This is a genomic window from Clostridium sp. KNHs216, assembly GCF_006714885.1.
Lineage (GTDB): Bacteria > Bacillota > Clostridia > Oscillospirales > Acutalibacteraceae > Caproiciproducens.
On sequence record NZ_VFMF01000001.1, the window covers coordinates 1,048,976 to 1,072,881 of the forward strand.

Below are 23,906 nucleotides of genomic sequence, written 5' to 3' on the forward strand. Positions count from 1 at the left end.
CCGCATTTTGTTGACGGTTTTTTCCTGCCGTGTTACCTTTGCTTTAATAAAGAGTGAATCATTTTTCAGTTCTGAAAAATTGTTTCAAAAGGATTGGTGGGGTTTTATATGGTGATCGAAGTATACATTGGAAAATCGCTGCGGCAGAAGGCTCTGGATGTATTAAATGGATTTCGCAGGCTGATTGAAGAAAATCATCTGGAAAACAGGGTCTTGCTCAGCGCTTCGCTTTGTGTCGGCGATTTCGGCCAGTCCGGGATTCCGGTCAGGTTTGGAGAGAAATTTACCGATTATGTCTCAGCGGAAAATCTGGAAAATGTGTTCGGGGAATATGTTCTTCAGACAGTCGGCCCCTGCTGACCGGCCCCTGTTTTCCGAATGATCCGGGTTTGACTTGTGAGAGGGTGTGTAATTTGTTGATTTTTGATTCCAACGTACAGGAACTGAAATACAGGGTACTGAAAGAGGTGGTCCGGCTTTCGTCAAGGAACGAGCTTCCCGCAAAGCTGTATGATATTCCGCGCACGATCGTTCCGGGACCTAAAGCGACGATGCGGTGCTGCATTTACCGGGAAAGAGCAATTGTGGAGGAGCGCGTAAAGATGGCGATGGGCGGCAGCCCGGACAACAAAAATGTTGTAGAGGTCATCGATATTGCCTGTGAAGAATGTCCGAGCAAGCGCTTTCTGGTCACGGAAACCTGTCAGGGCTGTATTGCCCACCGCTGTCAATCCGCGTGTCCGGCGAAGGCGATTACGTTTGTAAACCATAAAGCGGTCATCGACCCCGAAAAATGCAAGGGGTGCGGCCAGTGCATGAGAGCCTGCCCCTATCACGCGATTACGGAGCAGGAACGGCCGTGCATCAACGCGTGCAAAGCAAAGGCGATCTTACTGGATGAGCAGAACAAGGCGGATATCGATCCGGACAAATGCATCCGCTGCGGCGCATGTGTCCGTCAGTGCCCGTTCGGCGCCATTGTGGATAAATCGTATGTTCTGGACGTTCTTCGGATGATACGGGAATCGAACAACGGGGAGAACTTCCGGGTATACGCCGCGGTCGCGCCGGCGATCGCGAGCCAGTTCTCCTACGCGAAGGTCGGTCAGGTGGCGGCAGGCCTGTACAAAATGGGCTTTAACCGGGTCGTTGAAGCGGCCCTCGGCGCGGACATCGTGGCGCACAAAGAAGCGGAGGAGCTCGTCGAAAAGGAGTTTCTGACAACCTCCTGCTGTCCGGCCTTTGTCCAGTATATCAAAGCAAATTTTCCGGAATTGGAGAACAATATTTCAAGCAATGCTTCGCCTATGGTCGAGACGGCCAGGCTGATCAAGGCGGTCGACAAAACGGCGAAGGTCGTGTTCATCGGCCCCTGCATCGCAAAGAAGATGGAATTTCAGAAGGAAGAACTGAAAGGCGTCGTCGACAGCGTGATTACCTTTGAAGAACTGCAGGCGATTTTCGGCGGTCTGGATATCCGTCTGGAAGAGCTGGAAGAAAGGAAGCTGAGCGACGCTTCCTACTTCGGCAGGATTTTTGCAAGGAATGGCGGCGTGACGGAGGCGGTCTCCAACGCGCTGGAGGAAAAGCATCTCGATTTCCAGGTGGACCCGGCGATCTGCGACGGGCTGGAGGAATGCCGCGCCGCGCTGATCAAAGCTTCCAAGGGGAAGCTGGCTGAAAACTTCATAGAGGGAATGGCCTGCGTCGGCGGATGCGCCGGTGGAGCCGCCTGTATCAGCCTGAACCACGCGGTAAAAAATAAAATGAACATCGACAATTACGCGAAGCAGGCACACAGAGAAATCAGTGAATTTGTGCCGGTAAGATAAATCTATCCACTCAATAAAGGAGGATTTCTATGTTGGACTGTAAATTATGCGATTATTATCACGCGGTTTCCGGCCGGGATTTCAATGGGCTGGACCTCGGCATCTGCGATTTTACCGATCTTCTGTTCATTGAAGACGCCGAAAACATGACAGCCGAATATCCGTGCCGCGAAATGAGCTACAACGATTACCTTCGTAAAAAATCGGCGAACAGCATCGACCCTGCCGCGGCCGCGGAATTGGTCGACCCCGAAATGTTCCGGGAGCTGAAACAATGCGGGGTATCCATGATAAAATTCCCGGAAGGAATCATATCCAAATGCTTTCAAAAACAGCTGGATACGGAAACCAGCAGGACTCTGTGCGAAACGCACGCTGATCTGGTGAAAGCCGGAAAAAGATAAAAATCTATTTTGAAATTATTCTGAAATCCAATAGACGGATAAAAGGGCCGGAATCCTGTTCAATACGGGATTCCGGCCCTTTCGCTGATTTCAAATAATTCTTCCTATCGCTTCCGATTTACAGTAATCCCATTTCCGTTTAAGAGAGTGTCGAGAAACTTGTCGAGAAATCGTGCAAGACAAAGCAAGTACATCCAACGGCAGTAAGCAAAATTGTTTCACAATTTTGCGGTTGTCAACTTTATCGACAGCCTGGTTGCAGAATGAACGGGAAATGCTGTAAGCCAAATTTCGTATTGACATAATTGTATTACTGTATTAGTATTATTAATACAGTTGAAAACAAACAATCGAAGGATCATCATATTATAGAAGTTTAAGGAGGTCTCTATGGAAAAGAAAGAAACCAGACAGCAAATTCTGACAGGAAGCTTATTGGCTGTTTATCTGCTCGTAATGACCTGGATCATATTATTCAAGATGCAGTCCCCTTTTGGGCCGTTTTATCCCTTCCGCAGTATCAACCTGATCCCCTTTTATCAGTCGGTAGTCGTCAACGGCAGGATTGAATGGTCTGAAATCTACGGAAATATCCTGATTTTCGTGCCGTTCGGGCTTTATGTCAGTATGCTGAAAAGCAGCTGGTCTTTTCTGAAGAAAGTCATCCCGATCTTCAGTGTAAGCTTCTTTTATGAGGCAATGCAGTTTATTCTGGCAGTCGGGGCGTCCGATATCACCGACCTGATCGGCAACACGTTCGGGGGAATCCTTGGGATCGCGGTCTATGCCATTGCCCTCAGGCTGCTGAAAACACAGCGAAAAACCAATGCGGTTTTAAACACGATTGCGCTGGTCGGAACACTGCTGGCCGTCGCCCTGCTCGCGTTTCTGACCGTATCAAATCTGTAAAAGTCTATGGTTTATTAAGAAAGCTGGCAGGCAAAGGGTTTGAAAGACAGCGTTCAGATCAGCCGGGAAAGAAACACCGGATTTCCACAACGGATTACACAAGCCAGAATCCGATGATGCCGGTCAGGAGGCTAAACACCATACCGGCAATCACGTCTTTAGGAAAATGGATTCCGGCAAGGGGCCGGATAACGGCAATCAGCAGCGCGATCACTGACATTGCAATTCCAATGGGAGGCCAGATATACCAGCAGGCAACCGCGATAATGGTGACCGAAGCTACGTGTCTGCTTGGAAAAGAATGCCCCCTCTTTTCGCGGGGAATCAGCGGTTCTATCCCCAGTTTTTCATACAGCCGCGGCAGATTCCAGAGCTTTCGCATCACAGTCACTGCGCCGAAAACGAAAGCCGGTATCAGCAGCACCTGAAAGAAGCGCTCATCCCTCCGAATGGCCAGCACCGCCAGCAGGACGGGATACGCGCAGTAAACAATTCGCGGCAGCCAGAGGTTCAGCAGCTTCATACTGCTCAACCATACCGGGTGAAGTAAAAACCATTGCCTGATTTTGTCATATCGTTCCTTATTCAATAAAAATATCCTTTCTGCGATCATGGCTCAATTTCTTTCACAAACTATATAGGACTGATCTTAAACGAAACGCGGATTTTATGGTTGTTTTACATTCACTTTTAAGGTTGATGTCCTGATGAAAGAATTCCTTCAAATCGATAATTTTTGAATAGCTGAGCAAACTAATCAAAAACAGCAAAGGAGGAACTCAAATGGAACAAAATCAGGAGCAGAATACGCTTGCCCAGAACACGCTGGACAATATTCCATCGCCCGCGCCCAACGCCCGCAGTATCACAGGGCTGGTAAAAGAAAGTGGCAGAGTGACCGGTTATCAGCTTTCCGACAACACGGTTCTGGATAAAGCACAGGCCGTTCAATTGGCCAGACAGGGCGGAATAACCGGCGTGGGGATCGCCCATCGGGGCGACACCGAATATCTCAAGTCCATTCCCGACGGAAGCGACGGCAACAATCTGAGCAATTTACCTTCCATTTCCCGTTCTGAACAGTCATAAGCAAGCGGCGTGGCGATTGTTCCCGGGCTGCCCGCAGCAGCTTTTTTCATGTTTCCCAACAGCATGACAGCCATCAATTTTTATCAATCCTATTATACTTCCGGGAATATCACAATTCAATAAAAAGGGCGCAAATGTCTGGAATGCAGGCATTGCGCTTTTTTGTTATTTGGGAGTGAAGCTCTAAAATGTAAGGTTTTTCCGATCTCTGTATTTTTCTTTTCATACATTTTGTTTCACCGAAGGCTACAAAAAATACTCTTTATGGAAATATGAACGCCGGAGAACAGCAGGAAAGAGCTTTAAATTGGTATTTAACTGTTTCAGTGATAAAAAGTCTCTTGACAAAAAGGTGAAAATCTTTTATCCTTATTGCAACCCTATTTCATATAATAATTATATGAAAAGTATGCTTTATTACATAAAAGCATATGGTGCTTATGAAACAGGGATGAGATTTTGGGAAAGGAAGTTACTTATGAACTGCTTGAAGGGAAAAATGATTCGCTGCATCCATCACCATACGCGAATGTGTAGAAGGTGCAGCCGCTGTTATATTGGAAAATAGAATCCAAGTTTTATACTTAAAAAATGAAAGAGGTTTTACATATGAAAAAGGGCGCAAAATCAATTTCTCTCTTCCTGGCTACTCTTCTGCTTCTGCTGACCGCCGCCTGCGCAAATACCGCGGCACCCGCAGCCACCGGTTCGGCGGCAGACACGTCCGCATCCTCTGCCGCAGCAGCACCGGCTTCTTCCGGTACCAAGGTGGAAACCGTGGTCGTTGGAACAGAAGGGGCCTACCCGCCATTTAACTACGTAAATTCGGACGGTACCGTTGACGGGTACGACATTGCGGTTGTCCGCGCGCTGGACGAACTGATCCCCGAAGTGGAATTCAAATTTCAGCCTACGGCGTGGGATTCTATTTTTGTCGCGCTGGAATCCGGGAAATTCGATATGATTGCCAGCCAAATTGCCAAAAACCCATCCAGAGAAGAAAAATATCAATTTTCAGAGCTCCCCTATTCTTATGCCGGGAACTCCATTATTTATAAAGGCGGCCGCACGGACATTCATTCCCTGAAAGACCTTCATGGGAAAACGGTAGCGGCGGGCGTCGGTTCCAATAATACAGTCTGGCTGGAGGACTACAACAAGAAAAACAATAACGCGATTAAGCTGAAATACTACGACGGCGATGTTACCCTGATGCTTCAGGACATCATCTCCGGCCGTGTGGACGCCACCATCAACAGTGAGGTGACCACAAAGCTGATTGCCGAAAAACAGAACCTTGACCTGGGTTATGCATTGGCGCCGGAGTTGGGAATAAAACCGGAATTTTTCCTTTTCTCCAAAAATGAAAAGGGAACCGAATATAAAAAACTGATCGATAAAGCACTGAAAACCCTGACCGACAACGGAACGCTTGTTGAAATCTCCAAAAAGTATCTTGGTGAGGACTATTCAACGGAAAAAGCCATTACCGACCGGACCTCTTAATTTCAGATACAGGCGGCAGAAGGAATACGGTGCAACGGCCCGCGTTCCTTCTGCCGGCCTTTTCACCGGAAAAGGAAATTGGCAAAGATCTGCAAGGAGACTTGACTTTCTATGAATAAATTATTTGACCCCGCATTTATGATTTCCACCGTGCCTGAAATTGTGTCCTATCTGCCGGTTACCCTCGGGCTTGCAGTGGTTTCCTCCCTGATCGGACTGATGATCGCGCTGGGGATCGCGCTGATCCGTTATTTTCATATCCGCGTTCTGGAGCCAATCAGCAAAATCTATGTGTCTTTTATCCGCGGAACCCCCACGCTGGTTCAGCTCTTCCTCGTGTATTACGGAACACCGATCCTTCTTCAGGCGCTGAACGAGCGGTTCCAATGGAATCTGAACGTCGACGGGATTCCGACGCTGGTTTTCGGCGTCGTGGCGTTTTCCTTCAATTCCGGCGCGTATATGTCCGAAACCATCCGGAGCGCCATGCTCTCGGTCGATTCCGGACAGCTGGAAGCATGCTACAGCGTCAACATGACCACAAGGCAGGCGATGGTCCGCATCATCATCCCGCAGGCGTTCAAGGTCGCGCTTCCCCCGCTGGGGAATTCCTTTATCTCCATGGTGAAGGAAACGTCGCTGGCATTCAGCATTTCCATTGTGGACATCATGGCTCAGGCCAAGCTGATCGGCGCCCGCTCCTTCCGTTTCTTTGAAATTTACATTGTGGTATCGCTGATCTACTGGGCGTGCTGCTTTGTAATTGAGCGGATTCTGTGGATAATCGAACGGTATGTAAGACGATATGAAAGAGATGTTGCCCGATGATACAGATTGAAAATCTTAAAAAAGCCTACGGTACCAATCAGGTACTTCGCGGGGTCAGCCTCCAGATAAAAAAAGGGGAAATCGTGACGGTAATCGGCCCCAGCGGCGCGGGAAAAACGACGTTGCTGAGGATGCTCAACTGGCTGGAGCTGCCGGACGAAGGCACCATCCGGATTGCGGACGCCGCTATCGACGCGAAAAATCCGACCAAAAAAGAAATTTACCATCTTCGCGCGCAAAGCTCCATGGTGTTTCAGCATTACAACCTTTTCCACAATAAAACGGTCCTGGAGAATGTTACGGAAAGCCTGATCTATGTGAAAAAGCTTGCAAAAAAGGAAGCGGACGAAATCGGCATGGAGCTTTTGCGCAAGGTCGGCCTGCAGGAAAAGCATGACCAATATCCTTCCCGGCTTTCCGGCGGGCAGCAGCAGCGTGTGGGTATTGCGCGCGCGCTTGCCGTGGACCCCAAGGTGATGCTGTTCGACGAACCGACCAGCGCGCTGGACCCGGAATGGGTCGGCGAGGTTCTGGCGGTCATGAACCAGATTGCGGCGGAAGGGATGACGATGGTGGTGGTTTCGCACGAAATGCGCTTCGCACGGAGCGTGTCCAACCGCGTCCTGTTTTTTGATGAAGGCGTGATTCAGGAGGACGGCACCCCCGAACAGATCTTCCGCAACCCGCAAAACGAACGCACAAAGCAGTTTTTGTCACAGGCCTGCCTTGACGGCTGAAAAGGCGGAAACCGGACAGCGATATGAAAAAGTCACTTCAAAAGCCTGTAGGAGAATCTCCTATCGGCTTTTTATATAGGAAAACACGGCAGATTCAGGAAAGGAAGAAACATGGACGAAAAGACATTACAGAATACGCTGGAAGAGCATTTTTCATGGCTCCACCGCCACCCCGAAACGGCGCTCAGGGAATTTGAAACCACGGCGTATATCAAGCGGATCCTGACGGAAAACGGCGTGGAAATTTTGGACAGCGGCCTGCAAACCGGCCTTGTCGCCGTCCTTCGGGGAAAAAAAGAGAAGCCCGCAGTGGCGCTGCGCTGTGATATTGACGCTCTTCCGATCGAAGAGACGGCGGATGTACCGTACCGGTCTGAAAACCCGGGAAAAATGCACGCCTGCGGGCATGATTTCCATACCACGGCGATGCTGGGGGCCGCCCTGCTTCTGAAACGGAAGGAAGCGAATCTGGAAGGCACCGTAAAGCTTCTGTTTCAGCCTGCGGAGGAAGCGGGGCATGGAGCGGAGCATGTTCTGAAAACAGGAGCTTTGGACAACGTGGAGGAAATCTACGGACTGCACGTGGCTGCGGACCTGCCGGCCGGTACGGTCGCGGTGACGGCGGGGGCCGACCATGCGGCGGTCGACCGGTTTGTTGTGGATGTAACGGGCCTGGGCGGCCACGCGGCGCACCCGGAGCTGGTTATTGATCCGATTCTCGCGGCTTCCCAGCTGACCATCGCTTATCAGACCATCGTGAGCCGCAGTCTTTCCGCGTTCGACCGCGCCGTCATCAGCGTAACCAGAGTGGAAGCGGGCAGCACGTGGAATGTAATCCCGTCCTCCGCCCAGCTGGAGGGAACCGTTCGGACGCTGGACAAAACAGTCCGGCAAAAGATCGTCCGCCGGATGAAGGAAATCTGCGAGGGAATCGCGACGGTATCCGGCACGTCCATCCGGTTTCACTGGTACCCCGGCTGTCCCTCCACAAACAACGACGCAGAGCTGGCGGCTTTTGTAAAAGACACCGCGGAATCATTGGGACTGAGCACACAGGAGGCGGTCCCCTCCATGGGAGGCGAAGATTTTTCCTGCTATCAGGAAAAAATCAGAGGGGCGTTCTGGATGATCGGGGTGGGCGATACCTCCCCGCTGCACAATCCTTCCTTCAAAGCGGACCGGAGTGGGCTGACGGGTGCGGCAAAGCTGCTGGCCTCACTTGGGGAAAGGGCGCTTGCAAGAATCAACAGCGGAAAGGACAGGTAACATGGGAAAGATTTTTTATCCTGATTTTTTTAACGACGTATTCGGGCCGATTATGCAGCCCGGTTCCAGCGGAAGCTTCGCGGGTACCAGCCGGGTGGGCCGGATTGCCCGGCATACGCTGCTCAGTGAACCGAAACGGGTGCGCATCCTGTTCAATCCCGGCGACCACCATATGCTGAACCTCGGAAATATGATGGACGACCGGGGCTATCTGGGCGGCCTGCAGGATTTTGCCACGGACGACGTGCGCCTGTTTTCCGCACATGAGCTTGCCCGGAAAAAAAAGATATCGTATGAATTCGGGGAGCTGGAAACCGATAACGCGTATCCCGGGAGCGTGCACTTCGAGCTGATGGGAACCGGTGGGGACACCGCTTCCCTCACCGCAAAATCGGTCGGCGGCGGCATGGTAGCAACCTATGAAATTTCCGGTTTCCCCATCCATTGGCGGGCGGATACCTTCGGCGTGCTGCTGCAAAATGCCAAACAGGACATTCCGGAGGAACAGCTGCGCGGCTTTGAGCAAAGCGCGGGGGAAGCGTTCCTTACGGCGGAACGCGTCGCCCGCCCGGACGGCGCGAACGCCGTATTCCTTGAGCTCTCCGAAAACCCGGAGCCCGGCGGGCTGCTCCGGCATTTCGGTCCCGACACGCAGGTCAGGGTATTCCCCGCCCTTCTTCCGGTCGTCACCACCGCGAAAAGAAAGCCGCAGCTTTTTAAAACAGTGGAGGAATGGCGCCGGGTGGCGGAACAGCGGGGAATTTCCTTTGTTCAGGCCGCTATTGAATACGAAAAGGATTTTTCCGGATGGACGGATGAAACCATCTGGCAGTATTTTGAAAATATCGCGGATATTTTAAATCACCAAATCCATGCTCTGGAGACCATCGGCTACGACAATGCGAAGGACACTCCGATGCTGCCTATTTACGGCAGACAGTGGAATACATACATGCAGAACCACCAGACGCTGTCGGACCCGATCACACGCCATATTCTGGTGCACGCCTTTTCGACCAACGCAAAGCTGCCGGGTGTACGGATTGTACCCGGCCCCATGGGGACCGGAGGAGGATATCTGTTTTCCGCTTTGGACGCCGTGCGGGAGGCAAGAGGTTTTTCCCACCGGAAGATGATCGAGGGACTGGTCGTGGCGGCAGGGCTGGGCGCTTTGGCCTATACACACACCAACGCGACCGGCGAGGTCGGCTGTGTCGGAGAATCCGGGGTCTGCTGCGCAATGGCGTCCGGCGCGGTCACCTGGATGGCGGGGGGCGACGGAAACCAGGTCGAGCATGCCGCCTCCATGGCGCTGCAGGCCAACCTTGGAATCCCCTGCGACCCCATTCCCGGCGGTCTTGAATTCCCCTGCATCACACGGACGATTCGCGCAGCGGTGACCGCGCCCCTTTACGCGGATCTGGCGCTAAGCGGAATCGACCCTCTCGTTCCCTATCACGAAGTGCTGGGAGCGATCGAAAAGAATTTCCGCAGCAGCAGGCCGGGGGAGCTTTGCGGCCCTCTCTGCGGGATCAACTGCACGCCCACGGCGGGCCGCTGCAAGGCTTTTCTTCAGGACGAGGTCATGGGAGACAAAATCAAATTTGAAGCGGAAGAGACGGAAACCGGTCGATAAATCCGAAACGTCTCCGCCCGGCTTTTTCGGGGACTTCCCATGCGGACAAAACCCCATCGTACAAAAACGGCTGACCTTCCGGTTTGCGGAAGGTCAGCCGTTTGAATTTCTCAGGATTGATCCGTAAAGAAGCTCTTATCTTTCGTGGAGCGGAATATAGTCCTTGTGGGAGGATATGCTCTTGTACGCGGGGCGGATGATCTTGCCGACGTTGATCAGCTCCTCCAGTAAATGGGCGCTCCATCCGGAGATACGCGCCATGGCGAAAACAGGGGTGAAAAGCTCCGGCGGCAGGCCGAGCATATGGTAGACAAACCCGCTGTAAAAGTCGATGTTCGCGCTGACGCCCTTATAGGTTTTGCGCTCGCGCCCGATCACCTCCGGCGCCAGCCGTTCCACCAGAGAATAGAGCTTGTACTCCTTGGTAAGGCCCTTTTCTTCGGAAAGGCTCTTGACAAACTTCTTGAAAATATTCGCGCGCGGGTCGGAAAGGGAATAAACCGCGTGACCCATCCCGTAAATCAGGCCGGCCCGGTCAAACGCCTGCTTATTCAGCAGCCTGCTCAGATAGTCGGCTACCTTGTCCTCATCCTCCCAGTCGTCGATATTCTGCTTCATATCCTCAAACATCATCATGACCTTGATGTTTGCGCCGCCGTGCTTCGGTCCCTTGAGCGAGCTGAGCGCCGCCGCAATGACCGAGTAGGCGTCCGTACCGGAGGACGCGACCACATGGGTGGTAAAGCTGGAATTGTTGCCGCCGCCGTGCTCGGCGTGCAGGACAAGCGCAAGGTCAAGGATGCGGGCTTCCAGGGCGGTGTATTGATTGTCGATTCGAAGCATGTACAGAATATTCTCCGCCACGGAGAGCTCCGGCTTGGGCGCATGGATGAAAAAGCTGTAGTTCGGGTCCATGTCGTGGGCGTAGGCCTGATAGCCGTAAACCGCGAGCTGCGGGAAAAGCGCGATCATTTCCAGGCACTGACGCAGCACATTCGGCAGCGAGGTATCGTTCGGCCTTTCATCGTAGGCGTAAAGGGTGAGAACGCTTCTCGCCAGCGTATTCATCATATCGAACGACGGCGCCTTCATAATGATATCGCGCACGAAATTGGTGGGTAGGGTCCTGTATTTGGAAAGGAGCCTTTTGAATTCCTGCAGCCTGTCCTCTTCCGGCAGTTCGCCGAACAGGAGCAAATAGGTCGTCTCCTCAAATCCGAAGCGGTTTTCCGCGATAAAGCCGCGTACAATATCGTGAATATTGATGCCGCGGTAATATAATTCCCCTTCGCAGGGTACACTTTTTCCGTCGATTTCCTTCGAAGAAATAATATCCGATATCTCGGTTAAACCGGTCAGGACGCCTTTTCCGTTAATATCGCGCAGACCGCGCTTCACGTCGTATTGGGCAAACAGGGCGGGGTTGATCGTACTGTGGTTTTTACAAAGGTCCGTCAGCTCCAGAATTTCGGGAGTTACCGTAAAAAAGTCTCCATTTGCTTTTTTCTCCATGTTTCATATCTCCTTTTCTTTACATTATACGCTATTCCTTTTGGGGAATTTTGGTGAGAATTCTGTTAACAATACGAACCGCGGCGTTAAAGTCCTTATAATCTGCTTCGCTGAAACCATTCAAGGCAGATTTCAGCGCTTTATCAAATTTTTCGCGCCCGTTGGTGATTTCCTTTGCGGTGGTTTCCGAAACGGAAATCCGTATTTTTCGTCTGTCCCTTGTGTCCAGGCTCCGCACAATATGTCCTTCCTCATACAGCTTTTCAATCATGCGGCTCATCTGCTGGCGCGGCGTATGCAGGCTGGCGGCCAGCTCGCTCATCGTCATCGGCCCGTTTGCGCACAGAACGCACAGTGCGTTCAGCTGCAGGCTTGTGAATTTTCCCCTGAAATGATCTTCAAACGGCTTTGTCAACGCGCTGTGGACACAAACCAGAAAATGAAAAATATCTTCATCGGCCCGTCCGGATTGATTCGCCATTTTACACACCCTTAATAAACTTTTCATGATAATAAACATTTGTTGATATTTTCATAGTATAACTTTTTGGAGGCCGGATTTCAACCAAAATTCTGTGAACGTGCTGTTAATTTTGAGAAAAGGGTAAAAAAATACCCCCGCAGCCCGGCGAAGGTATTCTGTCAATAGAGCCTCTGTTCAATAGAGCTTCTTCAAAACGGAACCGGAGGTTTTCTGCTTGTTGGCGCTGCTCTCGTCATAGGTCCGTTTGAAATACTCCATGTAGATCAGATCGATCAAAAGCATCTGGCTGATTCTGGCCGACGTGGAACCGCCCTGAAGCGGGCCCTCGTTCGTACCGCACAAAACCACCACATCGGAATACGCGGTCAGCGGCGATTTTGCAAACCGGGTGATACAGACCACCCTGGCACCCGCTTTTTTCGCCTGCTGCGCCACCTGGATGGTGTCCTTTGTTGCGCCAGAATAGGAGATGACAAACGCCAGGTCCTCCGGCGAAAGAATGGAAGCCGCCATCGCCTGTAAATGCGCGTCGGCGTAATTGTGGACCTTCGGCGTAATCCGGACAAATTTGTCCACCGCGTCCATAGCGGTCAGCAGGGACGATCCCACGCCGAAAAAATAAATCTGCTTCGCCCCGATCATATAATCAATGGTTAAGGACAGCTCCTGAAAATCCAGCAGCGAATACGTTTCGTTCAGCGCGTTGATATTGGTCTGCAGCACCTTTTTGGCTACGTCCTCAAGGGTGTCCTCCTGCGTAATTCTGCCCGACAGCATGGATGCAATCCGGCTGCTGTCCTCATCCTCCGAGATGCTCAGCGAAAGCAGCATTTTAAACTCCTGGTAACCCTGGAGCTGCATGGTTTTGCAGAACCGGAACACGCTGGTGTCCCCCACCTCGCACGCTTCCGCAAGGTCGGTAATGGACAGGAACAAAACCCGTTTCGGGTCCTGAAGAACATAATCGGCCACCTTTTTCTCGGCCTTTGTGAAAAGGTTGTACCGGGCATTGATTTTTAAAAGAAAGTCACCGCTTGCCATCTTTCCGTCCCCTTCCGCAGCGGTATGGCCGGGCGGATTTTCTTTGCGGGACCCCGGCCTGATAAAAACAGTTTAAATCAAAAAACCGGGTTTGTCCACCCCGGCTTTTCACAGACAGATTTAAGAAAGGATGCCGTCGCGTGCTTCCAGATATTCGTCATAGGTGGAAACCCGGTCAATGACGCCTTCTTCCGTAATTTCGATCACACGGTTCGCAATCGTCTGGACAAACTGGTGGTCGTGGGAAGCAAACAGCACCACGCCTTTAAAGTCCGTCAGGCCGTTGTTCACGGCGGTAATGGATTCCAGGTCCAGATGGTTGGTCGGCTGGTCCACTACAAGGACATTGGCGCCGAACATCATCATGCGCGAAAGCATGCAGCGCACTTTTTCGCCGCCGGAAAGCACGTTCACCGACTTTAAAACGTCCTCGCCGGAAAAGAGCATCTTACCCAGAAAGCCGCGCAGATACGTTTCCGTCGTATCTTTGGAATACTGCTCCAGCCATTTGAGGATGCTTTCCTCACAGCCGTTAAAATAAGCGGAGTTATCCTGGGGAAAATAGGACTGGCTGGTGGAAACGCCCCACTTGAAGGAGCCTTCGTCCGGTTCCAGTTCCTCCACCAGGATTTTAAACAGCGTGGTGTTGGCGATTTCATTGGAGCCGACAAAGGCAATCTTGTCGCCCTTGTTTACGCGGAAGCTGACGTTGTTCAGCACCTTTACACCGTCAACGGTTTTGGAAAGGTCCGTGACCTCAAGAATTTCCTTGCCCGGCTCACGGTCCATGGTAAAGCCGACATAAGGATACCGGCGCGAAGAGGCGGGCATTTCCTCGACGGAAATTTTTTCGAGCAGCTTCTTCCGGGAAGTCGCCTGCTTTGATTTCGACTTGTTGGCGGAAAAACGCTGGATAAAGCTCTGCAGTTCCTTGATTTTATCCTCCGCCTTCCTGTTCTGGTCGCGCATGACGCGCTGCATCAGCTGGCTGGACTCATACCAGAAATCGTAGTTGCCCACATACATCCTGATTTTGTTGAAATCGATGTCGACGATATGGGTACAGACGTTATTCAGGAAATGACGGTCGTGGGACACCACGATCACCGTTCCCTCATAATCCATCAGAAAGCTTTCCAGCCAGGCGATGGATTTGTTGTCAAGGTCGTTGGTGGGCTCGTCCAGAAGAATGATATCCGGATGCCCGAACAGCGCTCGGGCAAGCAGGACGCGGACCTTTTCCGTGCCCGTGAGGGTGCCCATCACGGAATCCAGCAGCGCATTGTCCAGGCCGAGCCCCTGCAGAAGCTTCCCCGCTTCGGTTTCGGCCTCCCAGCCGTTCAGCTCGGCAAATTCCGCTTCCAGCTCCGCGGCGAGGATTCCGTCCTCATCGGTAAAGTCCTCTTTTTCGTAAATGGCGTCCTTTTGTTGCCTTACTTCGTACAGACGGGCGTTGCCCATCAGGATGGTCTCAAAAACGGTATAGGAGTCGTAGGCGTGGTGGTCCTGACTGAGTACGGACATCCGCAGACGGGAGTCAATGACAACCTCGCCCTTCGTGGGCTCCAGTTCGCCGGAAAGAATTTTCAGGAAGGTGGATTTTCCCGCGCCGTTCGCCCCGATGACACCGTAGCAGTTCCCGGCGGTAAAAAGCAGATTGACGTGTGAAAACAGGTTTTGGCCGTTAAACCCAAGGCCAAGATCGGATACAGTAATCATAGTTCCTCCAATGTGAAAATAGAAAAGTATACGTTTTAATATTTTAGCATAAAACCGCTCAGAAAAATATAGCGGAAATTATGAACTAATCGCAATAACGCTTGTCATTTTTGAGGAACAATGCTACAATATGAAAAATACGGACCGCATTTTCGCGCCAATTAGGAGGTATACCGGTGAAAATACAGGAATCGGGCGAAAATTATCTTGAAACAATACTGATTTTACAGAATAAAAACGGATATGTCCGTTCTATCGACGTTGCCAATTACCTGGATTTTACCAAGGCAAGCGTCAGCCGGGCCATGAGCATCTTAAAAGAGGCGGGCTATCTTACCATGGAGCCGAACGGCAACCTGGTCCTCACGGAGCTGGGCCGCACAAAGGCCGGTTCCGTGTATGAACGCCACACCCTGATTGCGCAGTTTCTGGAGATGACCCTCGGGGTCAGCAGCGACATCGCGCTGCAGGACTCCTGCCGTATTGAGCATATTATCAGCGAAGAAAGCTTCGACCGTATCAAACAATATACGCGGGAGCATAGCCGCGACGGAGGTGCCGAATGAATTATATCACCGCACTGTGCCCCCACTGCAAAAAAGAACTGCAGCTGCCGGAGGACGCAGAAGATATTGTGTGCATGTACTGCGCACAGCCCATTCATGTGAAATCGCTGCTCTCGAAAACCGAACCGGCAGCGGACGACGACTATCAGAGACTGATGGAGGAAGCCTTTTCCCTCTTAAAGGACGAGAGCTTCATCGTGAAAAACGGGTTTAAAAACGTCAAGCAGAACGTTTATCCCGCCGAGTTTGAAAAATACAACAAACTGATTTCCCCCGCTTTGAAAGCATACTGCCTTGCCGCGGCGGGCAAGGACGAAGCGCCGGACTTTTTTGCGAACGTTCTCTTTGACCGCTTTCAGAAAAAGATTGAAGAAAGCGGGATCAAAAAGGAAAGCGACGCCCGGCTTTTTGAATACCGCTACATGATTGTGGCCTTTACGGTGCCCGCCATTCTGGAACAGCACACTCCCGCCGCCGAAGCGCTTGCGGACAGCTTTTTAAAGGTCTGGAACGAACATTACCCGAAAAACCCGCTCGGGAAATCGAACTATGACACCATCAGCAGCGGCTTCCGTAAAAAGCTGTGCTTTATCACCACCGCGGTCTGCTCCTCGCTCGACAAGGGGGACGACTGCCCGGAGCTGAACGCTTTCCGCCGCTTCCGCGACGGCTGGCTTGCGGCCACGCCGCAGGGCAAAGCCAAAATCGGCGAATACTATCTTTTCGCCCCGATGATTGTCAGCGGAATTGACCGGGCGGACAACCGTCAGGCCGTCTACCGGGAAATCTGGGAAAATCACCTGTCCTCCTGTCTGAAATCACTGGAGGACGGAAATCCGCGGCAATGCGCGGAGCAATACGAAGAAATGATGACGGCCCTCGAGCAAAAATGGCTGAGCTGAGCGGCGTTGAAAAGGAACGGGAAAGCACCCGGAACAGCCTTGTTGAACAGCACCCCAATCGTTAGACAGTATGGCATACTGAATAACGATTGGGGTGCTGTTTTATGCCGGAAGAAGCACCGGACAAAAAATATTTTTATAATAGGACCGGCGGCTCAGTCTGCTCCGCGGTCTTAAATTCCGCGACCATTTCTTTCAGCAGCTGCGTTTGGCTCAAAAGCTCCTCGCTGGTCGCCGCGCTTTCCTCCGCTGTCGCCGAATTTGCCTGTGTAGTGTAGGAAATCTGCTTCATGCCCTCGTTCAGTTCGGTAATGCTTTGGGACTGGCTGTTCAACGACTCGGACATTTTAGCGATCAGAGCGTTGATACTGTTGGTCTGCTCCACAATCTTTCCGAATGCGGAGGCAGTCTGCTCGGCGTTGCGCATTCCCTGGGAAACCGATTGAATCGTGGTTTCGATCAACTCAGCCGTGCTTTTCGCGGCCTGTGCGCTCCGGGTCGCCAGCTGCCGGACTTCGTCGGCCACAACGGAGAACCCTTTCCCGGCTTCTCCGGCATGGGACGCTTCTACCGCGGCATTCAACGCCAGAATATTGGTCTGGAAAGCAACGTCGTCAATCATATGGATAATATCCTGAATCTTTTTAGAGGAGGAATCAATGCTTGCCATCGACTGCAGCATCTTCTGCATTTCCTGATTTCCCTGATCGGTTTCCGACAGAGCGGCCTGAGCCGTGTTCTGCATGGAAGCGGAATATTCGGCGTTTTCCCGGACATGACGGGAGACGAGCTCCAGAGAGCTTGTCAGACGTTCCGTGGTGGAAGCCTGCTCGGAAGAATTTTCGGCCAGATTCTGTCCGCCCAGCGCGACCTGCTCCGAACCGGAACGGACCTGATCGGTGGCCTGAGCGATTCCGTCCAGCGTGGTATTGAGGGATCGGACGATTTGCTCCAGCGAGGTCTGGATGGAGACAAAGTCGCCTGTGTATTGGACCGTGCTTTTGACGGTCAGATTTTTTTCGGCAACCGCGTTGAGCACGTTGGAAATATCCATGATATAGGAGCGAAGGCTGTGAATCGTGTTTTGCAGGGCCAGCATCAGGCGGGCGCTTTCGTCTTTGCCTTTCACCTGCTGAATGTCCTCCTGAAGGTTTCCCTGCGCCAGCAGTTCAATACGCCGGGTTGCTGAGACAATCGGGTCGGTGATCTTTTTAGAAAAGATACCGGTGACGAAAACGGCGGCGAGAATCAGCAGAAGTCCCATGCCGACACAGAGCATCAGGGAATTGCGCAGATTTTCCTCAACCTGCGTAACCGGCGTGGTAACCGCAACCGACCAGCCCTCGGGTCCGTCAAGCGGAGTATAGCCGACAAGACGCCGTACTCCCTTGTAGTTGCTGTAGCCGAATCCGGTTTTTCCGGCGATCATCTGACGGTAGATATTGGCAATGGGAAGGTAAGAGGAATCCTTTTCCGCCAGTTTGATATAATCCGTCGGGCTTTCAACATTTGTTTGCTCCGGATGAAGCACGGTGTAGCCGCCACGGTTAATCACAAACGCATATCCGCTTTCCCCGATCTTGATCTGGTCAAGCGCTTTGCCGAGAGCCTCGTAAGAAAATTCTCCATACAGTATTTTCCCTGAGTCCGCGATTGGGCTCGCAACCAGGAGCGTTAACTGCTTGGAGCTGTTCAGCGCGGGGCTGGAGAGAGAAGTTTCGCCTTTCTTTGCTTCCTGAAAAAAGGTCTGCTCCCCGATCTCGTCTCCCCTGTCATTGCTCCCCTGCGCGTCGGCGATCGCTATGTAATTGAAACCGGCCGCCTTCGCCTCCTCATCCAGAAGCCGCTTCTGTTCCTCAGAAGCAGTATGGCCGTCTGTCAGATAACTCTTTGACGCGGTGATTTTCAATTCGTCGCGGTAGGAATCCAGCACCGAATCGATCCCCTGTTTGTACGCCGCTGCCAGATAGGAGGAATTCTGCTGCAGCTGGGACATCGAACTCTGATAGTAAAGGATGGAAGAAATAAGCGTAAGGGAAAGAATGGTAAGAACAAGTATTAAGGAAATGTAGAGCAAAAGCCTGGTTTTTAAATGTTTCATTTGTAAAATTACCCCTAAAAGATGATCATCCAATTAATCTGGATAAATATAGTATAATTTCTTTTATAAATTCTGTAAATAGTCGAAAAAGCAGATTAAAGCTCTTTTTTTGGAATTGATTTGTTGGATTCCGACGGATTCTCTCTTAAAGAGGCCCGTATCTACAGCAATTCCATTTCAGTTTACGAGACAAAACACGTTTTCCCCCCGCTTTCGGCGGGGGGAAAACGCAAACTTGTTGCAGAATCAACTGGAAATACTGTAGGCAGCCGCTTACCTGATCTTGGAAGACATGCTGTAAATAATTTCAGCCATTTCCTTCACGGACCTGCTCAGACCGTTTTTAAGCCAGTACTGTATCAGCCCGATGCTTCCGTTTACGACAAATACGAAATAATCTTCTTTGGTGCTTACGCCCGCATCCGCTGTGGCCGAGGGAGAAATCCCGCATTCCCGATAGATCAGGGTGAACAGCTGCTTCTGGAAATCGATATCGCCCTGCTCGCTCATCAGGACCTGAATATGCTTCCTGTTCTCAGCAAAATATTGGAAGATTCCTTCGAGAACCTCCATCGACTCGTATTTGTCCGTTTTACCGATCAGATTGGTGAGCGCCTCCTTCACCCAGGAAAGCGTTTCGTCCTCAATTTTACGAAGAAGGTCGTACTGGTCGGTATAATACGCATAGAAAGTCGTACGGTTGATGTCCGCGTTTTCACACAGCTCTTTAATGGTGATTTTTGTAATCGGCTTTTTCTCCATTAACTCAAACAGGCTGTCCTGCAAAGTCATGCGCGTATAACGTGTTTTTCGGCTCTCTTTCATTTCCTTCATAAAGCTCGTCTCTCCCCCTTAGTCAACAATCGAATACAATGGATTCTGTTCTGAAATCAACAGTTTCATGGCATTTTGTTGTAAACATTACAATCTATAAGCATCTGATGGTTGCAAAATAAACACAGTGTCATTATAATGAGTTCCTAGCCGAATGTCAAGAATCTCAGGAAGAATTTTGGAATATTGCCGGTCGAAACAATCATAATGTGCAGGGGTATGGGATCGGGCGTCTCAACAGCGGGCCATGAAATTACAATGGTCCCACCCGGGTCAGGGTGTAAAGGGGTCCGATATTTTAATAGAAGCAGTTACATAACAAGGGAGACCATTCATGGATTTTATTACATTTGAAAACGTGGAACGGGAATATCACGTCGGAGACGCCGTTATCATGGCGGTGGACGGCGTCAGCTTCAGCCTCGGCAGCGGCACGTTCAACGTGGTGCTCGGGCAGAGCGGCGCGGGAAAAACCACGGTGCTCAACATGCTGGGCGGCATGGATTCCCCGACCGCCGGCAGGATCATTGTCAACGGAAACGAAGTCTCCGGCATGTCGGAGCAGGAGCTTACCGACTACCGCCGCACGCAGATCGGCTTTGTATTCCAGTTTTACAATCTGGTTCCGAATCTGACGGCACTGGAAAATGTGCAGCTTGCCGAGGAAATCTGTACCGACCCGCTTGACGCCCGGGAAATGCTGCGGCGCGTCGGCCTTGAAAAGAGGATGGACAATTTCCCCAGCCAGATGTCGGGCGGCGAGCAGCAGCGCGTCTCCATCGCGCGGGCGCTGGCAAAGAACCCGCAGATCGTGCTGTGCGATGAACCGACCGGCGCGCTGGATTCCGAGACGGGGCGCAAAGTTCTGCGGCTCATCCGCGACGTCGCGAACGACCTTGGCAAGACGGTAATCATTGTCACACACAACGCACCGATTTCTGAGATGGCTCAGACGGTGCTGCATATGAGGGACGGAAAAATCGCCGAAATGGAGTTCCACGAGCACCCCAAAGACGTGGAGGAAATCCTATGGTGAAGGGTGCCCTGTTCAGGAAATCCCTGCGCGATATGCAAAAGTCGAAATCGCAGTTCCTGTCCATCTTTATCATGGCGACTCTGGCCGTCTCCATTATGACGGGCCTTGACAGCATCTGGTTCACCGTCCAGAATCACGCGGACGCCATGTACCGTGCGGCCAACCTGTCGGACCTTTGGGTGACCGTGCAGAATCCCTCGGAACAGCAGCTCTGGGGCATCCGTCAGATCGGTGGGGTGACGCAGGTGGAAAAACGCTTTTCCGCCGACGCCGACACGGACCTGCCCGGCGGACCCACCCTCCACGTCTATGCGCTGAATGACCGCAGCACCCTCGACCAGCCGGAGCTGCAGGAGGGAAAGTTCGCCAAAAGCGGCGGCGGGGCGGTGCTGGACAGTGGGTTTGCAAAGGCACACGGCCTGAAAGTCGGCGATACGGTTTCCATCAAGCTGAACGGCGTCTGGCTGCGCCTTTCCATTGACGGGCTGGCGCTGAGCAGCGAACAGGTCCACGCCGTCAAAAACTCCGCCACCCTGGTGCCGGACCCGGCCGCCTATGGTTTCGTGGTAGTCCATACCGGCGTGCTGGAAAGCGTGTACGGACAGAAGGTCTACAACCAGATCAGCGTAAAAACCAAGCCGGGTACCGACCTTACACAGGTGGTGCAACAGGCGGACGCGGCGATCGGCAGGGAGCTGATCGGCATTACCCTGCAGAAAGACAGCAGCAGCGTCAGCAGTGTAAACGGCCGGATTCAGCAGTTTAAAACGCTCTCCATTGTATTTCCCCTTTTGTTTTTCCTGGTGACGGCGCTGATTACGCAGAGCACGATGATGCGGCTGGTGGAAAATCAGCGCGCGCAAATCGGGGTCCTGAAAGCACTGGGGTACAGCAAGCGGAGCATTCTCTGGCACTACACCTCCTACGGGGTCATGGTCGGCGTGCTCGGCTCCGTGTTCGGCCTTCTGCTCGGCCCGAACGCGTTCGGACGGATTCTGGTTCCGCAGCTGAAGCTGGCATTCAGCGACTATAAGCTCAGCATCAATTTCGGACACTTCGTTTTTGTCTTTCTTCTGATTCTGCTTTGTACGGGCGGCGTTTCGTTTTACGCCTGCTGGAAGCTTCAGGGGGACACCCCCGCGGTGCTTCTCCGGGAAAAGCCGCCGAAAAAAGGCGACCATATCTTTCTGGAAGCTCTCCCCTCCCTCTGGCGGAAAATGAAGTTCAGCAGCAAGCTGATTGCGCGGAACACCGTGAAGAATAAAATCCGTCTTCTGATGAGCATCATCGGCGTCATGGGCTGCACCGGCGTGATTATCTCGGCGCTGACCATCAAAAGCACGCTTTCCGGGATCACCGACCAGATGTACGGGACGACATTCACTTATGACCAAAAAATCATTCTGGATACGAAAAAGGCCGATTCCCGCTACCTCAGCAATCTGGACCTGGACGGCGTCACGCAGCAGGCGGAGGAATCCGCCGCCGAGGTGGTGTGCCCGAACGGCGAGCAGAAAATGGAGCCGGTCACCATCACCCCAAAGGACAGCCCGCTGATTCATATGCAGGATGTCGCCGGGAACCCGATTTCCCTGCCGGAAAACGGGATTCTCATGACCCGCAAGCTGTGCAAATCACTGGGGGTAGAGGCCGGGGACATCGTCCGGATCAAGCGTACGAACAACGGCTATGTTTCCGTGCCGATCGTTCAGGTCGCCTATCTTGCTTCCGGACAGGGAATTTACATGACAGATACCTACTGGGAATCCCTTGGGGAGACCTTCAAGCCGACGGCACTGCTCGTCAAATGGAACGGTACGCCGGATGAGAAATTCCTTACCAGTGACGCGGTAGCGGATTCCGCGACACGCGAAAGCCAGCAGTCCAGCCTGTCCTCCAGCATGCAGGTGGTGAACCTCGCGGTGATCATGATGATCGTCATGGGCGCGTCGCTGGCCTTTGTGGTGCTGTACAACACCAGCATTTTGAATTTCGTCGAGCGGGTCCGGGACCTTGCGACCCTGCGGGTACTCGGCTTCCGTCACCGGGAAATCCGGAATCTGGTGCTGATCGAAAATTATTTTTCCGTACTGCTCGGAATGCTGGCCGGCATCCCCATTGGAAGGTTCATCTCCTGGATTATCGCCAGCAGCCTGGACGAACGGCTGGACCTTATGGGCAACATCACGCTGCCGGACGTGCTGATTGCCGGAGTGACGACCCTGTGCTTCGCCTGGATCATCAACAACGTCGTAGCCCGGAAAATGAAACAGATCGACATGCTTGAAGCGCTGAAAAGCGTCGAATAAAAACAGATGGAGGAACCCATGAAGGATTGGCTTCTACCAGTGAAGGACTGGATTTTATCTCATAAAAAAACGGCGTTGGCCGGGGCGTGCGCACTCGCCGCACTCTTCGTCGTACTCGGAATCTTTTTTCACCAGAAAAGCGCCCCCGCGGCTCCGCAGAAGACGGATTCTGCGGCTTCGGCAAATCAGTCCGGAGAAATCGACGCGTGGGGCGAGGTGAAATACACTCGCATGGAGGACATCAGCGTCGACTTCCCGTCGATCGTGACGGATGTACTGGTGAAGGAAGGCGAGCGGGTCACGCTTGGCCAGCAGCTCGTAACGCTGGACCTTTCCGAATACAGCGGGAACGTCGAAAAGCTGAAACAGCAGCTTGCCGCGAACCAGGCGGCGCTGCCCGCCGCCACGCAGGACACCGCCGCTTTGGAGGCAGACATTGCCCAGACACAGAGCCAGATCGCGCGCAAGACAACGGAATATAATAAGGGCACGAGCCCCGATTTGGCGCTCGCCCAAACACAGCTCGACGCCGCGAAGCGCAACCTCTCGAACTACCAGGCGCTCTACAACGCGGGAGGAGCCTCAAAGGAAACGCTGAACCAGTATAAGGACGCTGTGACCCAAGCCACGGAAACCCTGCAAAAAGCCAAAAACGCCCTGAAAGACGAGCTTGACCAGCTGAACGTCTCGCTCAAATCCAAGCAGGCGCAGCTCGCCCAGCTAAAGCTCGGCAACACCGCGAACACCGTAAAGCAGCAGGGCGGCGTCTCCGCCGCACAGGTGGATTTGGATGCCATGACGGCCAAAACCGCAAAAACCTATCTCAAGGGGAACCAGATCATCTCCGATATCAAAAACGGGATCGTACAGAATATCACAGTCAGCAACGCGGCCCATCTGGGCGTGCAGGGCGCACCGACCAAGGTGCTCCAGATCATCGACGCGGACTCCATCACCGTCAGCGCAGAGGTCGACGAGGAATTTATCGGCAGCGTAAAGGTCGGCGAAGTCGTCAGAATCGTGCCGACTTCGGCTCCGGACGCCTCGCTTACCGGCACGGTTATGCAGATTCCCGACCTGGCCGTGGAGAAGGACGGCAAGCGCGTCGTGCGCGTTCTGGTAAAACCCGACGACCCGAACGGTCTGCTGAAACCGGGTTATACGGCGGATGTTTATTTCACAAAATAAAGATTCC

22 protein-coding genes are annotated in these 23,906 nt (G+C 52.4%); 15 read left to right on the plus strand and 7 right to left on the minus strand.

Features of this window, described 5'->3' with window-relative positions:
- Positions 1-108: 108 nt before the first annotated feature.
- The 4 genes from LY85_RS05140 (at position 109) to LY85_RS05155 (ending at position 3,145) form a co-directional block, all read left to right on the plus strand.
- A complete protein-coding gene (locus LY85_RS05140; RefSeq protein ID WP_141825742.1) occupies positions 109-360 on the plus strand; it encodes a hypothetical protein in 252 nt (83 codons plus the stop codon).
- Between the two features lie 53 nt (positions 361-413).
- Positions 414-1,832: a 4Fe-4S dicluster domain-containing protein gene (locus tag LY85_RS05145; protein WP_185741109.1), complete on the plus strand. Its 1,419-nt coding sequence runs from the start codon at positions 414-416 to the stop codon at positions 1,830-1,832.
- A 29-nt stretch (positions 1,833-1,861) separates the two neighbouring features.
- The gene (locus tag LY85_RS05150) at positions 1,862-2,236 is read left to right on the plus strand and encodes a hypothetical protein (RefSeq protein ID WP_141825744.1); all 375 of its coding nucleotides are present in this window, start codon (positions 1,862-1,864) and stop codon (positions 2,234-2,236) included.
- 390 nt (positions 2,237-2,626) lie between these two features.
- Positions 2,627-3,145, plus strand: a complete 519-nt coding sequence (locus tag LY85_RS05155) for a VanZ family protein (protein ID WP_141825745.1) — start codon at positions 2,627-2,629, stop codon at positions 3,143-3,145.
- Positions 3,146-3,239: 94 nt separating this feature from the next.
- On the opposite strand, the gene LY85_RS05160 is transcribed toward LY85_RS05155, so the two are convergent.
- Positions 3,240-3,668, minus strand: a complete 429-nt coding sequence (locus tag LY85_RS05160) for a phosphatase PAP2 family protein (RefSeq protein WP_185741110.1) — start codon at positions 3,666-3,668, stop codon at positions 3,240-3,242.
- 260 nt (positions 3,669-3,928) lie between these two features.
- Here LY85_RS05160 and LY85_RS05165 point away from each other — a divergent pair, with 260 nt between their 5' ends.
- The 6 genes from LY85_RS05165 (at position 3,929) to LY85_RS05190 (ending at position 10,207) form a co-directional block, all read left to right on the plus strand.
- Positions 3,929-4,234 (plus strand): DUF3892 domain-containing protein, encoded by a 306-nt coding sequence (locus tag LY85_RS05165; protein WP_038325113.1) that lies wholly within the window; start codon positions 3,929-3,931, stop codon positions 4,232-4,234.
- Positions 4,235-4,843: 609 nt separating this feature from the next.
- On the plus strand, positions 4,844-5,740 hold the full coding sequence (locus LY85_RS05170) for a transporter substrate-binding domain-containing protein (protein ID WP_052010671.1): 897 nt from the start codon (positions 4,844-4,846) through the stop codon (positions 5,738-5,740).
- A 111-nt stretch (positions 5,741-5,851) separates the two neighbouring features.
- Positions 5,852-6,568: an amino acid ABC transporter permease gene (locus tag LY85_RS05175; protein WP_141825747.1), complete on the plus strand. Its 717-nt coding sequence runs from the start codon at positions 5,852-5,854 to the stop codon at positions 6,566-6,568.
- Positions 6,565-7,305 (plus strand): amino acid ABC transporter ATP-binding protein, encoded by a 741-nt coding sequence (locus LY85_RS05180; protein ID WP_141825748.1) that lies wholly within the window; start codon positions 6,565-6,567, stop codon positions 7,303-7,305. Before LY85_RS05175 ends, LY85_RS05180 begins: the two co-directional genes overlap by 4 nt.
- Positions 7,306-7,416: 111 nt before the next feature.
- A complete protein-coding gene (locus LY85_RS05185) occupies positions 7,417-8,571 on the plus strand; it encodes an amidohydrolase (protein WP_141825749.1) in 1,155 nt (384 codons plus the stop codon).
- Between the two features lies 1 nt (position 8,572).
- Positions 8,573-10,207: an L-serine ammonia-lyase, iron-sulfur-dependent, subunit alpha gene (locus LY85_RS05190; protein WP_141825750.1), complete on the plus strand. Its 1,635-nt coding sequence runs from the start codon at positions 8,573-8,575 to the stop codon at positions 10,205-10,207.
- 135 nt (positions 10,208-10,342) lie between these two features.
- Here the strand turns inward: LY85_RS05190 and LY85_RS05195 are convergent, their stop codons facing one another.
- The 4 genes from LY85_RS05195 to LY85_RS05210 form a co-directional block, all read right to left on the minus strand.
- Positions 10,343-11,719 carry a citrate/2-methylcitrate synthase gene (locus LY85_RS05195; RefSeq protein ID WP_141825751.1) on the minus strand — a complete coding sequence of 459 codons (1,377 nt, stop codon included), beginning with the start codon at positions 11,717-11,719 and terminating at the stop codon, positions 10,343-10,345.
- Between the two features lie 31 nt (positions 11,720-11,750).
- Positions 11,751-12,200: a MarR family transcriptional regulator gene (locus LY85_RS05200; RefSeq protein ID WP_185741111.1), complete on the minus strand. Its 450-nt coding sequence runs from the start codon at positions 12,198-12,200 to the stop codon at positions 11,751-11,753.
- Between the two features lie 177 nt (positions 12,201-12,377).
- Positions 12,378-13,244, minus strand: coding sequence for a MurR/RpiR family transcriptional regulator (locus tag LY85_RS05205; RefSeq protein ID WP_141825753.1), 867 nt, complete (start codon positions 13,242-13,244; stop codon positions 12,378-12,380).
- 120 nt (positions 13,245-13,364) lie between these two features.
- A complete protein-coding gene (locus LY85_RS05210) occupies positions 13,365-14,963 on the minus strand; it encodes an ABC-F family ATP-binding cassette domain-containing protein (protein ID WP_141825754.1) in 1,599 nt (532 codons plus the stop codon).
- A gap of 176 nt (positions 14,964-15,139) precedes the next feature.
- Here LY85_RS05210 and LY85_RS05215 point away from each other — a divergent pair, with 176 nt between their 5' ends.
- Positions 15,140-15,529, plus strand: coding sequence for a metal-dependent transcriptional regulator (locus LY85_RS05215; protein ID WP_038325126.1), 390 nt, complete (start codon positions 15,140-15,142; stop codon positions 15,527-15,529).
- The gene (locus tag LY85_RS05220) at positions 15,526-16,431 is read left to right on the plus strand and encodes a CFI-box-CTERM domain-containing protein (RefSeq protein WP_141825755.1); all 906 of its coding nucleotides are present in this window, start codon (positions 15,526-15,528) and stop codon (positions 16,429-16,431) included. Before LY85_RS05215 ends, LY85_RS05220 begins: the two co-directional genes overlap by 4 nt.
- 136 nt (positions 16,432-16,567) lie before the next feature.
- On the opposite strand, the gene LY85_RS05225 is transcribed toward LY85_RS05220, so the two are convergent.
- Both LY85_RS05225 and LY85_RS05230 read right to left on the minus strand, forming a co-directional pair.
- The gene (locus tag LY85_RS05225; protein ID WP_141825756.1) at positions 16,568-18,532 is read right to left on the minus strand and encodes a methyl-accepting chemotaxis protein; all 1,965 of its coding nucleotides are present in this window, start codon (positions 18,530-18,532) and stop codon (positions 16,568-16,570) included.
- A 273-nt stretch (positions 18,533-18,805) separates the two neighbouring features.
- Positions 18,806-19,366, minus strand: a complete 561-nt coding sequence (locus LY85_RS05230; protein WP_141825757.1) for a TetR-like C-terminal domain-containing protein — start codon at positions 19,364-19,366, stop codon at positions 18,806-18,808.
- 334 nt (positions 19,367-19,700) lie between these two features.
- Between LY85_RS05230 and LY85_RS05235 the strand changes: the two genes are divergently transcribed.
- Genes LY85_RS05235 through LY85_RS05245 form a run of 3 tightly spaced genes read left to right on the plus strand, consistent with a single transcriptional unit; the run spans position 19,701 to position 23,899 of the window.
- Positions 19,701-20,402, plus strand: a complete 702-nt coding sequence (locus tag LY85_RS05235) for an ABC transporter ATP-binding protein (protein WP_038325129.1) — start codon at positions 19,701-19,703, stop codon at positions 20,400-20,402.
- Positions 20,396-22,711: an ABC transporter permease gene (locus LY85_RS05240; RefSeq protein ID WP_141825758.1), complete on the plus strand. Its 2,316-nt coding sequence runs from the start codon at positions 20,396-20,398 to the stop codon at positions 22,709-22,711. Before LY85_RS05235 ends, LY85_RS05240 begins: the two co-directional genes overlap by 7 nt.
- 18 nt (positions 22,712-22,729) lie before the next feature.
- On the plus strand, positions 22,730-23,899 hold the full coding sequence (locus tag LY85_RS05245; RefSeq protein ID WP_243122488.1) for an HlyD family efflux transporter periplasmic adaptor subunit: 1,170 nt from the start codon (positions 22,730-22,732) through the stop codon (positions 23,897-23,899).
- The last annotated feature ends 7 nt before the right edge of the window (positions 23,900-23,906 follow it).

What these genes read in the sequence shown, in the direction of transcription:
- LY85_RS05140 (WP_141825742.1), top strand. Translation starts at nt 109, where the DNA reads ATGGTGATCGAAGTATACATTGGAAAATCGCTGCGGCAGAAGGCTCTG.
- LY85_RS05150 (WP_141825744.1), top strand. Translation starts at nt 1,862, where the DNA reads ATGTTGGACTGTAAATTATGCGATTATTATCACGCGGTTTCCGGCCGG.
- LY85_RS05155 (WP_141825745.1), top strand. Translation starts at nt 2,627, where the DNA reads ATGGAAAAGAAAGAAACCAGACAGCAAATTCTGACAGGAAGCTTATTG.
- LY85_RS05160 (WP_185741110.1), bottom strand. Translation starts at nt 3,668, where the DNA reads ATGAAGCTGCTGAACCTCTGGCTGCCGCGAATTGTTTACTGCGCGTAT.
- LY85_RS05165 (WP_038325113.1), top strand. Translation starts at nt 3,929, where the DNA reads ATGGAACAAAATCAGGAGCAGAATACGCTTGCCCAGAACACGCTGGAC.
- LY85_RS05170 (WP_052010671.1), top strand. Translation starts at nt 4,844, where the DNA reads ATGAAAAAGGGCGCAAAATCAATTTCTCTCTTCCTGGCTACTCTTCTG.
- LY85_RS05175 (WP_141825747.1), top strand. Translation starts at nt 5,852, where the DNA reads ATGAATAAATTATTTGACCCCGCATTTATGATTTCCACCGTGCCTGAA.
- LY85_RS05180 (WP_141825748.1), top strand. Translation starts at nt 6,565, where the DNA reads ATGATACAGATTGAAAATCTTAAAAAAGCCTACGGTACCAATCAGGTA.
- LY85_RS05185 (WP_141825749.1), top strand. Translation starts at nt 7,417, where the DNA reads ATGGACGAAAAGACATTACAGAATACGCTGGAAGAGCATTTTTCATGG.
- LY85_RS05190 (WP_141825750.1), top strand. Translation starts at nt 8,573, where the DNA reads ATGGGAAAGATTTTTTATCCTGATTTTTTTAACGACGTATTCGGGCCG.
- LY85_RS05195 (WP_141825751.1), bottom strand. Translation starts at nt 11,719, where the DNA reads ATGGAGAAAAAAGCAAATGGAGACTTTTTTACGGTAACTCCCGAAATT.
- LY85_RS05200 (WP_185741111.1), bottom strand. Translation starts at nt 12,200, where the DNA reads ATGGCGAATCAATCCGGACGGGCCGATGAAGATATTTTTCATTTTCTG.
- LY85_RS05205 (WP_141825753.1), bottom strand. Translation starts at nt 13,244, where the DNA reads ATGGCAAGCGGTGACTTTCTTTTAAAAATCAATGCCCGGTACAACCTT.
- LY85_RS05210 (WP_141825754.1), bottom strand. Translation starts at nt 14,963, where the DNA reads ATGATTACTGTATCCGATCTTGGCCTTGGGTTTAACGGCCAAAACCTG.
- LY85_RS05220 (WP_141825755.1), top strand. Translation starts at nt 15,526, where the DNA reads ATGAATTATATCACCGCACTGTGCCCCCACTGCAAAAAAGAACTGCAG.
- LY85_RS05225 (WP_141825756.1), bottom strand. Translation starts at nt 18,532, where the DNA reads ATGAAACATTTAAAAACCAGGCTTTTGCTCTACATTTCCTTAATACTT.
- LY85_RS05230 (WP_141825757.1), bottom strand. Translation starts at nt 19,366, where the DNA reads ATGAAGGAAATGAAAGAGAGCCGAAAAACACGTTATACGCGCATGACT.
- LY85_RS05235 (WP_038325129.1), top strand. Translation starts at nt 19,701, where the DNA reads ATGGATTTTATTACATTTGAAAACGTGGAACGGGAATATCACGTCGGA.
- LY85_RS05240 (WP_141825758.1), top strand. Translation starts at nt 20,396, where the DNA reads ATGGTGAAGGGTGCCCTGTTCAGGAAATCCCTGCGCGATATGCAAAAG.
- LY85_RS05245 (WP_243122488.1), top strand. Translation starts at nt 22,730, where the DNA reads ATGAAGGATTGGCTTCTACCAGTGAAGGACTGGATTTTATCTCATAAA.